Here is a 13,106-nt window from a genome sequence, read left to right as displayed (position 1 = left end):
AGATTATTCAGATAGATATCTTGTAGGAGCTTCTTTCATGGATGTTTCTTCTGTCTCTTTAATTAACGGCATTTTGCCATTTAAGATACCTATCCAAACCCTTACTGAGTCTGCCACAATTAATATGACCATTACAATCATTACTGCAGAAAGTACAGCAAGTAGATAATTATGCTTTGGCAGGTAATTATTCACAATATTTTGATAACCGGCAACAATGGTGGTAACAAGTAAAAATGCCATTGGAATCATTGTTACCCAGATGTATTTTGCTTTACCCATTCTAAGAAGAAATGTTGTTGCTATTGCCAGTGCCATTCCACCGAGAAGTTGATTATTCACTCCAAACAGTGGCCATATTGTTGAGATTGTTCCTGTGTAGAGAAGATATCCCCAGCAGAATGTGAATATTGCACTCGTTGCAATTACACCGGGCCACCACTTATAGTCCCTGAGTTTTGGATAAACTGCTCCGCCTATTTCCTGCATGAGATATCTTCCAACTCTTGTTCCAGCATCAATCAGTGTAAGAATGAACAAAGCCTCAAACATAATTGCAAAGTGATACCAGTAACTCATCAAATGTCTTAATCCACCAATTCTTGAGAAAATATCAGCCATTCCAACTGCCAGTGAAACTGCTCCACCTGGGCGACCGGCAAGTTCCTCACCTACGAGTGCTGAAAGAAATGGAAGGTCCTGAACCTGCATGCCAAGTTTCTGAAAAACTGCTGGAGGGCTGTTTATTGCAAAGTAGTCTGCTGTTGGAAGCACTGTTGCAGCTATTAATGCCATCAATGCAACAAATGACTCTGTGAGCATTGCACCATAGCCAATAACTCTGATGTCCTTTTCATTTTCCACCATCTTTGGTGTTGTTCCTGATGACACTAGAGAATGAAAACCTGAAATAGCACCGCAGGCAATTGTAATAAACATAAAGGGCCAGACTTTACCGGGTATTACAGGTCCTCCACCAGCGATAAACTGTGTGGTAGCAGGCATTTGAATTATTGGATTAACAAGAATTACGCCAATAGCAAGCAAAAACATCGTTCCGAATTTCATGTAGGAACTTAGATAGTCTCTTGGAACAAGAAGCAACCATACAGGAAGCACTGCAGCAAAGAATCCATAAACAGGAATTAAAATTGAAAGTTCCTTTTTGCTGAGAGTAAAATATGGTGCCAAAGCAGACTCTTTAATTACCGGACCGAGAACAACAGCAAGAATAATTAAAGCTACACCAATAATACTTCCTTCAACAATTTTTCCAGGTCTTAGCCACTTAAGATAGGCTCCGATAAAAATGGCAATTGGAATTGTTACTCCAACAGTAAAAGCACCCCATGGACTGTTAAATAGTGCATTAACAACGGCAATGGAAGCACCGGCAAGAACAATTATTAATAAAAACAGGGTAGCTACAAGAACAAGCCAGTAAGAAACAGGTCCTATCTGAGCTTTGGCAACTTCTGCAAGAGATTTTCCATTATGCCTTACAGAGGCAAACAAAACAACCATATCATGAACTGCACCTGCAAGAACACCTCCTATCAGGATCCACAAAAACCCTGGCAGATAGCCAAATTGTGCTGCCAGAACAGGTCCAATTAATGGTCCAGCACCAGCTATTGCTGCAAAATGATGTCCGAAAATAAGCCACTTATTTGTTGGAACATAGTCTCTTCCATCATTAAGTCTCACTGCAGGAGTCTGACGATTCGCATCAAGGGCAAGAACTTTTGCAGCAATAAAGGCACTGTAGAACCTGTAGGCAAGCACAAATACGCATGCTGCAATAATTACAAGCACCAGTGCATGCATGAAAAGGCACCTCCTTTTTTGTGTTTTTGATAATAATTCTATAAGGAATTGAAGCTTTGAACAATAAAAACTCTATGAATGGAAAAATTTTATATGTGAGTGGAAACTGAGGGCATTGAATGGAAATTAACTGCTACACTTTATCCCGAGAACTTCTTTAAGTTCTTTAACAATTGATTTGCTCACAGGTATTTGATTTTTTTTACCTTCAATCACGATCCAGTATGTTCCTTTAAACCATGGCAGCACTGCTTCTATTCTTTTTAAATTTACAATGTAACTTTTATGAACCCTCATGAAACCTTCTTCTTTAAGTCTTGTCTCAAGCTCTGTAAGCGTACCATCAAAATAGTATTCATCTTTTACTGTAATAACTTTCACTCCTCCTTCACTTGCTTCGCAGTATAAGATATCCATAAATGGAACAAAACTGATAACACCTGCTTTTTGCCGGACAGGAAGTTTTTTAAAAATCTTTTTCTTTTCAAGAAACTGAGAAAGTCTTCCAACAGCTTCATTCCATTCAGCCTGATTTCTTTTGAGATTTTCTATTCGCATAATTGTTTTAGCAATTCTTTTCTCTTCAAAGGGTTTAAGAATGTAATCAACTGCTCCGAGCTCAAAGGCTTCAATTGCATAGTCATCATAAGCGGTTGCAAAAACAATAAGTGGGGGATTGTCAAACTTTGCAAGCTGTCTTGCCACCTCAATTCCAGACATATCAGGCATTTCAATATCAAGAAAGACTACATCAGGTCTGAATTTTGAATACAGAAATATACAATCCTTTGCATTACCAGCCTGCCCTATTACCCTGCAGGAATCAAAATGGGAAAGAATGTAAAGCAATTCCTCCCTGGCATAGGGTTCGTCATCAACTACTATAGCTGAAAACAACATCTTTTAAAGCATATTTTTTAGGGATTTTAAAGGTAACCTCTGTGCCGATGCCCGGAAAACTTTGTATGTTAAGAGTGCTTTCTTCTCCATAAAATCTTTTCAATCTTTCATTTACAAGGTATAAGCCCAGTCCAGAGCCTTTTTCAGATAATCTCTGAAAAGAATTACTTATTCCCACACCGTTGTCTTCAACTGAAATTATGATACTATCATCTTTGTCAAGAATTTTTATTAAAATTTCACCACCTTCAATTTTTGGCTTTAATCCGTGTTTTACAGCATTTTCCACCAGTGGCTGAATTGTAAATGGGGGCACAGATATATCAAGATCCACTGTTGGCTCTATGTAGTAATTAACAGTGAGCTTATCTCTGTAGCGAGCCTGCTCAATGGAAAGATAAGCTTCCACATAGGCAAGCTCTTCTCTTAATGGTATTTCTTTTTCCTTTTTCAAGCTGTATCTTAAAAATGTTGCCAAATTAAGGAGTAAATCTCTTGCTTTTGCAGGTTCAATTCTTATAAGAGAGATTATCGTATTCAGGGCATTGAATATAAAATGGGGATGAATCTGTGCCTGAAGTGATTTTAATTCTGCCTCTGTTTTAAGTCTTGCAAGCGTGTCAAGCTCAACTATCTCAAGTTGCGTTGAAAATATGTGGGCAAGACCTCTGGCAACCTCAAGGTTAACAGAAGTAATGCTGTTTTCCCTTTCATGATAAAGTTTAAGAGTGCCTATGACCTCCTTTCTTCTTTTCAGAGGCACAATTACAGCAGAGCTTAATCTGCATTTGGGATTGCTACAACCAATTTCCTCTCTTTTATTGGCAATCTGGATTTCCCCTGTTTTAATTGCATTCAGTGTTGCCTTTGTAAGCAAAGGTGCCCCACAAAGATGGTGATCACTCCCAATTCCAACATGAGCAAGAATTTTTTTTCTGTCTGTAATTGCTACAGCTGCAACACCAAGAGTATCAAGTATAATTTTTGCAATTTTGTGTGCTGAGTTTTCATTAAGCCCCTGCCTTAGATGAGGAAGAATAAGATTTGTAATGTTTAATGTAGCCTTTGCCTGCATGGCAGCCACTCTTTCCTGATGCTCTACTGCAGACTTTATTATAAGCATAAATATTGCAACACCCATGGAATTAACAGTAATCATTGGAATTGCGATAATTTTGACAAGCTCTACCGCTTCTGAAAAAGGCTTTGCAAAGGTAAGAATAATAAGCATCTGAATTATCTCTCCAGCAAAACCTGCTAACCATGCCACATGCCATGGAATTAATCCTTTTTTCCAGTATCTGCAAACAACTCCACCAAGAAAACCTTCAACAACTGCTGAAAGTCCACATGAAAAAGCTGTAAATCCACCAACAAAGTATCTGTGAACACCTGCAATAAGTCCTGCTCCAGCTCCTACTAAGGGTCCACCAAGAAGACCTCCAACCATTACTCCGACAACTCTTGAGTTAGCAAGTGCTCCGTGAATCTCAACTGCTCCGAAAGTACCAAGTATCCCAAGACCACCACATACAATCGTAAGAATTAATTTATCTTTAGTTGAAGGTTTTCTTGAAAGAACTCTTCCCAGAGCAGGCATTCTTGAAAGGATAAAAGCTACTGTTGCTATAATACTAAGCCTTTGGGAGAGTATGAGAGTTAATTCAAGTATATCCATTTGTTAAAGTATAAAATAAAATCATGGCTATTGACTACTGTTTACTCACTGTATTTTTTCATTAAATTTGAACCAACAAGAAAAAAGAAAAGGCAGTAAAATATGATTACAAGTAAAGAGACAATTCCTTCAGTATCAAGACAATTTTTTCTTATAACTATATTTGTATGTGTAAGTGGCATTACATAAATTATCGGTTTAAAAATCATTGGTATTCGGTCAACTGAGAAAAATGTTCCGCTGAAAAAAGCCATAGGCATTATAAAAAAGTTGGAATAAGTAGCAGTGTCTTCATGAGATTTTGTTATCATTCCTGTTATTACCCCAAGACTGGCAAACATAAAACAATTAAGTAGGAGGGTTATAACAAAAATAAGATTTATGGAAAATTTTGAAGGCACCACAAAACCAACTATAAGTATGAGCAGAGATGCAAAAAGCCCTTTTACCATACCAGCCAGAACTTCTCCAATCATTATAGAAAAAGGCTTTATTGGTGACTGAATATAAACCTGAAATGTCTTAAAATAAAGCCTGCTCAGATTAAGTGAGCTTGCGACCCATGAGTATGAGTTATTCATTGAACTCATTGCAACAAGACCTGGAAGTAAAAATGTTAAATAATCAGTGCCTTCGCTCAGCCTTACAGTTCTTCCCAGTCCGAGCCCGAATGTAACAAGATAAATAATTGGAGCCATCATGGCTGAGAATATGTATCCCAGTCTAAGAAGCTTTCGCTTAAACTGAAGCATCTCTTTAAGAAAAATTGGATACCATCCTGTCATATTTATTCCTTAATCTCCTTAATTCTTTCACCGGTTAGCTTTACAAAGACATCTTCAAGATTGGATTTTCTTATCATTACTCCATCTGCTCTTTTTCTGGCAATCTCGTAAGCCTCTTCCCTGCTATGGCATATCTCACTAAGTAGCCTTCCATCTTTATCTGTGAACTCAACCACATACTCACCAACATCTTTTTTAAGCTCTGAAGGTGTTCCAAGTGCAATTAACTTTCCGTGAGACAGAATACCCACTCTGTCACAAAGTGCCTCTGCTTCTTCAATATAGTGGGTTGTAAGAAGTACTGTTCTACCTTCAGACTTTATCCTTCTTATAATTTGCCAGAGTTCTCTTCTTATATGGGGGTCAAGCCCTATTGATGGCTCATCAAGAAACAGGACTTTTGGCTCAGGCAGTAATGCCCTTGCAAGCAAAGTTCTGCGCTGAAGCCCTCCGGAAAGAGTGGATACAATAGAGTGTTTTTTTTCTTTAAGTTCCATTACTTCAAGTATATTATCAATTTTTTTCTGAATCTCTTTTACTCTGTGAAGCATTCCATAAATCAGAAGATTTTCATAAACAGTAAGTTCTCTTTCAAGATTATTTTCCTGAGGAACAACTCCTATGATTTTTTTAATTTCAAAAGAGTTGTTTACTACATCAATTCCATCAATAAAACATTCTCCTTTATCAGGTTTTGTGAGTGTTGTAAGAATTTTAACAGTTGTTGTTTTTCCTGCTCCGTTTGGGCCAAGAAGCCCAAAGATCTCACCTCTCCTTATTTCAAAGCTCAGAGACTCTAATGCTTTTACACTTCCATAACTCTTTGAGATATTCTCAAGCTTTATCATACAGCATCGTGAAGCTTTGTTACTCTTGGAACTCTTCCTTTAATTTCACAGCACTCAGCAAGATGGGCATCGCTTACCTTAAGAAGTGTTCCTCTTTTTGAGCCATACCTGAAAATTGTTATTCCCTTGAGTCCTTTTTTATAGGCAAGAATAAATATTTTTTCAACATCCTCTTTTTTTGTCCTTTGAGGAAGATTTATGGTTTTTGATACAGCATTGTCTGTGTATTTCTGAAATACTGCCTGCATCTCAATATGTTGCTCAGGAGTGATTTCAAGGGCTGTTTTAAAAAGTCTTTTAATCCTTGAAGGTATTCCATTTATTCCTCTCAGGGTTCCCTTCTGTCTTAGTTTATCTATAAACTCTTCACTGTAAAAGCCTTCTTTCTTAGCAATCTCTATAAGATACCTGTTTACTATCTCAAACTCTGTATCAAGAATCCTCTGTTTGTAAGCAAGTAAAAAGTAAGGCTCAATTCCACTTGAACAGTCAGCAATTATTGATATTGTTCCTGTTGGAGCAATTGTTGTTGTGGTGGCATTTCTCATAGGTATTCCTTTTTTATCCCATACAGAACCCTTGAAATTTGGAAAAACACCTCTTTTCTGAGCAAGCTCATGCGATGCTTCATGGGATTTTTCACTTATGAAATGCATGAGTTTTTCAGCAAGGACAAAGGCTTTTTTATGATTATAGGGAATCCCCAGTTCTACAAGACAGTCTGCCCAGCCCATTATTCCAAGCCCTATTTTTCTGTTTCCCTTATGCATTTTTTCAACCTCAGGCACAGGATAATGGGTAACATCAATTGCATCATCAAGAAATCTTGTCGCAACCTTAATATCATTGCCTAAAAGTTCAAAATCAATGCTACCATCCTTTACATACTTTGATAGATTAAGTGAGCCAAGAATACAGGCTTCATAAGGTAAAAGAGGCTGCTCTCCACAGGGATTTGTGCTTTCAATCTGACCAATATGAGGAGTTGGATTGTGTTTATTTATTGTGTCTATGAAAATTATTCCTGGGTCTCCAGTTTCCCATGCTGCCTCAACAATTTCATTGAATATGTCTTTTGCCTTTACTTTTCTCACTACTTCACCATTTCGTGGATTTACAAGTGGAAAATAGTCATCTCTGAATAGAGCTTCCATAAAAGAGTCTGTAACAGCTACAGATATATTGAAATTGCTGAGAGTTTCTATTCTTTTAATTCTTATAAACTCAAAAATATCAGGGTGGTCAACTCTGAGAATACCCATATTTGCACCTCTTCTTGCACCACCCTGCTTGATTATGTCTGAAGCCTTATCAAATATCTTCATAAATGAAACAGGACCGCTTGCAATCCCGCCTGTTGAACGAACAACATCTCCCTTTGGTCTTAATCGGGAAAAATTAAATCCTGTACCACCACCACTTTGAAGAATTAAAGCTGCATTCATTAATGTTTTAAATATTGATTCAATAGAGTCATCTATAGGAAGGACAAAGCATGCTGCAAGCTGAGCCTTTGGCTTTCCTGCATTCATTAAAGCAGGGGAGTTGGGAAGAAATCTTAAAGAACTTGTGAGTTCATAAAACTTTTCTGACCACTCAGAGGGATTTTCTCCATAGAGTTCTTCAGCAGAGGCAACATAATTAGCAACCCTTTGAAACATCTCATCAGGCGTTTCAACAACTTCACCTTTTTCATTTTTTAAAAGATATCTTATTTCAAGAACTGTTTTTGCTCTATCTGTAAAAGTCATATTATAGTTTATCATATTGGGTTGCAACTTTATGGTATGAATAATTAAAATTAGACATGAAAATTAAATGCCCAGTATGTGGTAAAGAAACAACTCTTGAAAATAATCCATGGAGACCATTTTGTTCAAAAAGTTGTAAGATTATTGACCTTTGGAATTGGTTTCATGAACAGTATTCCATAAAAGTTGAAGAAGTTGATGAAAAAATAAACATAGAGGAGGAAGAAGATGATAAAAATAGCAGTATGTGGCGCAGCAGGAAGAATGGGCAGTAGGATTATTGCCCTCAGTAAGGATTATTCAGAGATAAAGCTTGTTGGAGCAGTGGAATCAAAAAATAATCCAAAATTAGGCTCAGACGCTGGAGTAGTGGCAGGAATCGGTGAATTGGGAGTAAAAATAGTTGATGATATTGAAAAAGTCATTGATAATACTGATGTTGTCATTCATTTTACGAATCCAGAAGCAACCCTAGAGCATCTTGAAGTAGTAAAAAAATATAAAAAATCAATAGTTATTGGAACAACAGGATTTAGCAATGAACAAATTGCTGTTATTCAAGAGGCAGCAAAAGAAATCCCTATAGTTTTTTCGCCAAATATGAGCATTGGCGTAAACCTTTTATTCAAAATTCTTAAAGATGTAGCAAAAGTTCTTGGAGATGAATACGATGTTGAAATTGTTGAGGCTCATCATAGAATGAAAAAGGATGCACCAAGTGGAACAGCAATAAAAATGGCTAAAGTAATTGCCGAGGCATTGGGAAGAAATTTTGATGAGGTTGCTGTATATGCAAGAAAGGGAATAATTGGTGAGAGAACAAAAAAGGAAATAGGAATTCAGACAGTAAGAGCAGGAGATATTGTTGGAGAGCATACAGTGATTTTTGGTGGATTGGGAGAACGAGTTGAAATAACTCATAAAGCATCAAGTAGAGATACTTTTGCGAGGGGTGCCTTGAGAGCTGTGCTTTGGCTTTATGGAAAAACGGCAGGTCTTTATGATATGGGAGATGTTCTTGGAATTAAATAAAAGGGAGGGAATTCCCTCCCAAATTTATCCCTCCACAATGGAAAACTCTTTCCACATAAACCAATTTCCTGTGTCATTCAAGAAGTTGTAAGTTTCTGCAAATATTTTATGATGCTGTTCCTCTTCATATATTAGTCTTTCAAAAAGCTTTTTTTCCTTTTCTGTTGTAACTTCGTTTATAACTTTCTTGTAAAATTCAATCCCTTCCTTTTCCATATCCATAGCAATTCTGAAAGCCTCAAGCTCATCGGACAGTGCTTTTACCCTATCCATCATTTTGTCTTTCATTTCTTCAAAGATTGTTTTCACTGTTTTGATAGGATGAGCCTCTCTTATCGTAAGTTCAAGACCCTTAAGAACCTCTTCTAACATTTTGATGTGATTTTTTTCATCTTCTGCTACAGTAAGAAACATTTTTTTGCCTACAGGATGTGAAACTTTTTCTGCAGCTTCAGTATAAAACTTTACCGCATCAGTTTCCATCTTTAAGGCAATTTCAACGGATTTCATAATATCCCCCTCAGCTATTCCTCTGGTTCAAACATATCTTTTGTGGCACCGCAAATTGGACATACCCAGCTATCTGGCAAATCTTCAAAAGCTGTTCCTGCAGCAACTCCATTGTCAGGATCACCCTGAGCAGGATCATAAACATAGCCACATACACTGCATTTGTACTTTTTCATGACTTCCCCCTTTTTTTGAGATTATGATTATTTTAAAATTATTTTAATTTATATCTTTTTAATATGTCAAAGTCAATGTTATAATAATTTTTATGAAAATTAAGTTTATTTTAATTACAGTTATTATACTGCTTGCATTTCTTGCAGGTGCAGGATTTGCTTTATTTAGAGATATACCATCAATAAAGGATTTTGAAAAGGTAAAACCTGCTCAGGGCACCAAAGTCTACGCAGAGGATGGAACTCTGATTGGAGAGTTTAAAATTCAAAAAGGCATATATATTCCGCTAAAGCAAATTCCAAAACATCTTATAGATGCAGTAGTTGCTACTGAGGATAGTCGCTTCTGGAAACATAAAGGAATTGACTACATTGGTATAGGAAGAGCATTAATTACTGATATTTTACATATGAGTATTAAAGAAGGTGGAAGTACAATAACCCAACAGCTGGCAAAAATAATGTTTCTTACTCCAGAGAAAACCGTATCAAGAAAACTGAAAGAAGCCTATCTTGCAATGAAAATTGAAAAGGAACTAAGCAAAGAAAAAATACTTGAACTCTATCTAAACAATGTATATTTTGGACACGGAGCTTATGGAGTTGAGATGGCATCTAGAATATATTTCGGAAAATCAGTTCATGCTATTACATTGCCTGAAGCAGCCTTGTTGGCAGGATTGATAAGAGCGCCAAATACATATTCTCCATACAATGATCTTGTAAAAGCAAAACAGCGTCAGGAAACAGTGCTTGAAAGAATGGAAAAGGAAGAATTAATCACTCCTCAGGAAAGAAAAAGAGCATCTTCACAGCCCATTCATTTGAGTTCATTGAGAATTTCAACTGAAAATTACAACTATTTTCTTGAGTATGTAAGAAAACAGCTTGAGGAACATTTTGATATTGAAAAAATTTACAAAGGTAATTTAAAAGTTTATACAACCCTTGATCCCAATGCTCAAAGGGCCGCTCAGAGGGCTCTACAGGAAGGCCTTAGAGATGTGGATAAAAGAATTGGCTGGAGAGGTCCAATTGGTAAGGTTTCTATAAAAAATAATGAAGAAAAAGAGGATAAAACTGCCTTTAGCCCAGCAGTTGGTGATATTGCAAAAGGAGTTGTTATATCGGTTTCATCAAATCAGGCGATTGTTAAGGCAAGAGGCATAAAGGGCAAACTGAATTTGCAGGATGCTCTATGGGCAAGTAAAGTTGTTGATTCTTCAGGAAAAGCTAAAGTTATAAAAAATTTTCGTCTTACAGATATTTTACAGCCAGGCGATATAATAATGGTAAAAATCAAATCAATTGGAAAGGAAATTCAATTTTCCCTTGAGCAGGAGCCAGAGATAGAAGGAGCTCTGGTTGCAGTAGAGCCTCAAACAGGATATATAAGAGCAATGGTTGGTGGATACAGTTTCCAGAGAGGAGAATTTAACAGAGCAGTCTATGCCCGCAGACAACCGGGAAGCAGCTTTAAACCATTTGTTTATGCCACAGCCATAGAAAAGGGATTTAAGCCAGAAGACACCATCCTTGATGAGCCAATCAGCTACAGAACAGGACTAAAAGAATGGTCACCTTCCAATTATGATGGTGAATTCTGGGGAGAGATAACCCTGAGAAGAGCGCTGGCTTTCTCAAGAAATGTTCCCACTGTAAGACTTGCTGAGATGCTTGGAGTTGATTCAATAATTAATCTTGCCAGAAGAGCTGGTATTAACTCAGAAATGCCTGCAGATTTGACTCTGGCACTTGGTAGTCTCAGTGTGTCTCCTTTAGAGTTAACCTCAGCCTTTGCTGTATTTGCTAATGGAGGTAAAAGAATTAAGCCAATCGCAATAAAATATGTAACCGATAACTCAGGTAAAATTTTGCTTCAGAATGAGCCTGAACTACAGGAAGCAGTTTCATCAGAAGTTGCATATACTATTACAGATATGCTTAAAGATGTTGTCACTTATGGAACAGGAACAAGAGCAAACATTGGAAGACCCGTGGCAGGTAAAACAGGAACAAGCAATGATTTTAAAGATGCCTGGTTCATAGGATATACACCGCAGCTTGTTACAGGTGTCTGGGTTGGTTATGATGATATGAGAAGAAGTCTTGGCTCTGGAGAGGCAGGTGGAAGGGTGTCAGCACCTATTTGGGCTCAGTTTATGAAAGAAGCTCTTGCTAACAAAGAAGTTCAGGATTTTACTGCACCATCAACTGCTCAGGAATCTAAAGAAAGTTCAAAAAATCCTGAATCATCGAAAGATTCTGCTAATCAACCAATTAATATAATGCCAAGATAAGAGGAGTTTAAAATGAAAATACTTATTGTTGGGCTTGGCGCATTAGGAACAGTTTTTGCTACATGCCTTAAATCGCATGGGAATAATGTCTTTGGATTAACAAAACAAAAATATATTGATTATTTTAAAGACAGAAAATTGAGAATAAGAGGACTTTTTGGACAAAAAGAAGCTCAGATTGACGGCATTTTTGCAAGTACTGAACAAATTAAAGAAAACTTAGACCTTATAATTGTCTCAGTAAAAGCTTATGATACTGAATCAGTTATTAATCAGATTAAACCTGTAGTTGGAAAGGATACTTTAGTTTTACTTGCTCAAAATGGATATGGAAATTATGAGACAGCAACTTCTGTTCTTGGAAAGGAAAAAGTAATTCTGTCAAGAGTAATTTTTGGTGCAAAAGTTATTGAACCTGGCACTGCTGAGGTAACTGTTATTGCCGATGACATAATTATTGGACAACCTGAAAATGCAATCTCTGAAGAAAAACTAATTGAAATTGCAAAAATTTTCAATGATTCAGGACTTCCAACGAGGGTATCTCAGGATGTGTATGCAATACTGTGGGATAAAATTCTTTATAATTCTGCATTAAATCCTCTGGGCGCAATTCTTGAATGCAGTTACGGTACACTGGCAGAGCATGAGGAAACAAGGAAAATAATGAATAAAATTGTTGAAGAAATCTTCAATGTTGCAAAAATAAGGAAAATAAAGCTAAATTGGAATGACTATAAAGATTATCTTCAGCATTTTTATGAAAGACTTGTACCTCCAACTGCAAAGCATTTTCCTTCAATGTATTATGATATAAAACAGGGGAAAAAAACAGAGATAGATGCATTAAATGGTGCAATAGTGAAACTTGCAAAAGAATGTAATGTCCCGGTACCTGTAAATGAGACCATAACAAATCTTATGAAGGCAAAAGAAAATTTATTTAGGGTAGTGTAAAATTTTTTATGTGTAAAATTGACAGAGCAATAAAAGAGGGTGTATCCTCCATTAAATTAACCAAAAATCAAACAAAGAAAGGAGGAATACATCCATGAAAGAAAAACCTTTAACTAATTTAAGATTACCAGATTTATGGAAAGAATTCAACAGTAATTTTAATGAATCTTTCTGGGAAGAATTTGAACAAAAAATGAAGTTAATGAAGAAAAAGTTTATTGAATTAGCATTACAAGAGGAGATAACAGCACTTACAGGGGCTCAAAAATATGAAAGAACCCCAGAGAGAGTTTACCGTAGGAATGGATACTGGAAGAGATACATAATCCTGAAAGATGGAAA

Annotated in this window: 13 protein-coding genes; 5 read left to right on the top strand and 8 right to left on the bottom strand. The window is 36.6% G+C overall.

From position 1 onward, the window contains the following. Positions 1 to 3 precede the first annotated feature (3 nt). The 6 genes from TAGGR_RS08960 to TAGGR_RS08935 all read right to left on the bottom strand — a co-directional run bounded on the left by TAGGR_RS08960 (position 4) and on the right by TAGGR_RS08935 (position 7,789). Positions 4 to 1,827 carry a carbon starvation CstA family protein gene (locus TAGGR_RS08960; RefSeq protein ID WP_059177028.1) on the bottom strand — a complete coding sequence of 608 codons (1,824 nt, stop codon included), beginning with the start codon at positions 1,825 to 1,827 and terminating at the stop codon, positions 4 to 6. A gap of 126 nt (positions 1,828 to 1,953) precedes the next feature. Beyond that, a complete protein-coding gene (locus TAGGR_RS08955) occupies positions 1,954 to 2,727 on the bottom strand; it encodes a LytR/AlgR family response regulator transcription factor (RefSeq protein ID WP_059177027.1) in 774 nt (257 codons plus the stop codon). Further along, positions 2,702 to 4,405, bottom strand: coding sequence for a sensor histidine kinase (locus tag TAGGR_RS08950; protein WP_082673643.1), 1,704 nt, complete (start codon positions 4,403 to 4,405; stop codon positions 2,702 to 2,704). Before TAGGR_RS08950 ends, TAGGR_RS08955 begins: the two co-directional genes overlap by 26 nt. Positions 4,406 to 4,446: 41 nt before the next feature. Then, complete coding sequence (locus tag TAGGR_RS08945) at positions 4,447 to 5,190, bottom strand: ABC transporter permease (RefSeq protein WP_059177026.1); 744 nt, start codon at positions 5,188 to 5,190, stop codon at positions 4,447 to 4,449. Between the two features lie 2 nt (positions 5,191 to 5,192). Further along, the gene (locus TAGGR_RS08940; RefSeq protein ID WP_059177025.1) at positions 5,193 to 6,038 is read right to left on the bottom strand and encodes an ABC transporter ATP-binding protein; all 846 of its coding nucleotides are present in this window, start codon (positions 6,036 to 6,038) and stop codon (positions 5,193 to 5,195) included. Beyond that, positions 6,035 to 7,789, bottom strand: a complete 1,755-nt coding sequence (locus tag TAGGR_RS08935) for an adenosylcobalamin-dependent ribonucleoside-diphosphate reductase (protein WP_059177256.1) — start codon at positions 7,787 to 7,789, stop codon at positions 6,035 to 6,037. Before TAGGR_RS08935 ends, TAGGR_RS08940 begins: the two co-directional genes overlap by 4 nt. Before the next feature lie 56 nt (positions 7,790 to 7,845). Here TAGGR_RS08935 and TAGGR_RS08930 point away from each other — a divergent pair, with 56 nt between their 5' ends. Together TAGGR_RS08930 and dapB are read left to right on the top strand one after the other, a co-directional pair. Continuing rightward, the gene (locus TAGGR_RS08930) at positions 7,846 to 8,064 is read left to right on the top strand and encodes a DNA gyrase inhibitor YacG (protein WP_059177024.1); all 219 of its coding nucleotides are present in this window, start codon (positions 7,846 to 7,848) and stop codon (positions 8,062 to 8,064) included. Continuing rightward, positions 8,018 to 8,821, top strand: coding sequence for a 4-hydroxy-tetrahydrodipicolinate reductase (dapB, locus tag TAGGR_RS08925; protein WP_059177023.1), 804 nt, complete (start codon positions 8,018 to 8,020; stop codon positions 8,819 to 8,821). The genes TAGGR_RS08930 and dapB overlap by 47 nt, the downstream gene beginning before the upstream one ends. Before the next feature lie 24 nt (positions 8,822 to 8,845). Here the strand turns inward: dapB and TAGGR_RS08920 are convergent, their stop codons facing one another. Together TAGGR_RS08920 and rd are read right to left on the bottom strand one after the other, a co-directional pair. After that, a complete protein-coding gene (locus TAGGR_RS08920) occupies positions 8,846 to 9,331 on the bottom strand; it encodes a ferritin family protein (RefSeq protein ID WP_059177022.1) in 486 nt (161 codons plus the stop codon). Between the two features lie 14 nt (positions 9,332 to 9,345). After that, complete coding sequence (gene rd, locus TAGGR_RS08915; RefSeq protein ID WP_059177021.1) at positions 9,346 to 9,507, bottom strand: rubredoxin; 162 nt, start codon at positions 9,505 to 9,507, stop codon at positions 9,346 to 9,348. 92 nt (positions 9,508 to 9,599) lie between these two features. Between rd and TAGGR_RS08910 the strand changes: the two genes are divergently transcribed. The 3 genes from TAGGR_RS08910 to TAGGR_RS10725 form a co-directional block, all read left to right on the top strand. Next, a complete protein-coding gene (locus TAGGR_RS08910; protein WP_059177020.1) occupies positions 9,600 to 11,807 on the top strand; it encodes a penicillin-binding protein 1A in 2,208 nt (735 codons plus the stop codon). Positions 11,808 to 11,819: 12 nt separating this feature from the next. Continuing rightward, entirely contained in the window at positions 11,820 to 12,764 is a 945-nt protein-coding gene (locus tag TAGGR_RS08905) for a ketopantoate reductase family protein (RefSeq protein WP_059177019.1), read from the top strand. A 94-nt stretch (positions 12,765 to 12,858) separates the two neighbouring features. Further along, positions 12,859 to 13,106: transposase (locus tag TAGGR_RS10725; RefSeq protein ID WP_173636701.1), on the top strand; the 248-nt coding region annotated here is incomplete at its 3' end.

The organism is Thermodesulfovibrio aggregans (assembly GCF_001514535.1).
GTDB lineage: Bacteria > Nitrospirota > Thermodesulfovibrionia > Thermodesulfovibrionales > Thermodesulfovibrionaceae > Thermodesulfovibrio > Thermodesulfovibrio aggregans.
Note: the sequence above shows the minus strand (reverse complement) of the source record. Positions and strands in the feature narration are given on the sequence as shown.

What these genes read in the sequence shown, in the direction of transcription:
- TAGGR_RS08960 (WP_059177028.1), bottom strand. Translation starts at nt 1,827, where the DNA reads ATGCATGCACTGGTGCTTGTAATTATTGCAGCATGCGTATTTGTGCTT.
- TAGGR_RS08955 (WP_059177027.1), bottom strand. Translation starts at nt 2,727, where the DNA reads ATGTTGTTTTCAGCTATAGTAGTTGATGACGAACCCTATGCCAGGGAG.
- TAGGR_RS08950 (WP_082673643.1), bottom strand. Translation starts at nt 4,405, where the DNA reads ATGGATATACTTGAATTAACTCTCATACTCTCCCAAAGGCTTAGTATT.
- TAGGR_RS08945 (WP_059177026.1), bottom strand. Translation starts at nt 5,190, where the DNA reads ATGACAGGATGGTATCCAATTTTTCTTAAAGAGATGCTTCAGTTTAAG.
- TAGGR_RS08940 (WP_059177025.1), bottom strand. Translation starts at nt 6,038, where the DNA reads ATGATAAAGCTTGAGAATATCTCAAAGAGTTATGGAAGTGTAAAAGCA.
- TAGGR_RS08935 (WP_059177256.1), bottom strand. Translation starts at nt 7,789, where the DNA reads ATGACTTTTACAGATAGAGCAAAAACAGTTCTTGAAATAAGATATCTT.
- TAGGR_RS08930 (WP_059177024.1), top strand. Translation starts at nt 7,846, where the DNA reads ATGAAAATTAAATGCCCAGTATGTGGTAAAGAAACAACTCTTGAAAAT.
- dapB (WP_059177023.1), top strand. Translation starts at nt 8,018, where the DNA reads ATGATAAAAATAGCAGTATGTGGCGCAGCAGGAAGAATGGGCAGTAGG.
- TAGGR_RS08920 (WP_059177022.1), bottom strand. Translation starts at nt 9,331, where the DNA reads ATGAAATCCGTTGAAATTGCCTTAAAGATGGAAACTGATGCGGTAAAG.
- rd (WP_059177021.1), bottom strand. Translation starts at nt 9,507, where the DNA reads ATGAAAAAGTACAAATGCAGTGTATGTGGCTATGTTTATGATCCTGCT.
- TAGGR_RS08910 (WP_059177020.1), top strand. Translation starts at nt 9,600, where the DNA reads ATGAAAATTAAGTTTATTTTAATTACAGTTATTATACTGCTTGCATTT.
- TAGGR_RS08905 (WP_059177019.1), top strand. Translation starts at nt 11,820, where the DNA reads ATGAAAATACTTATTGTTGGGCTTGGCGCATTAGGAACAGTTTTTGCT.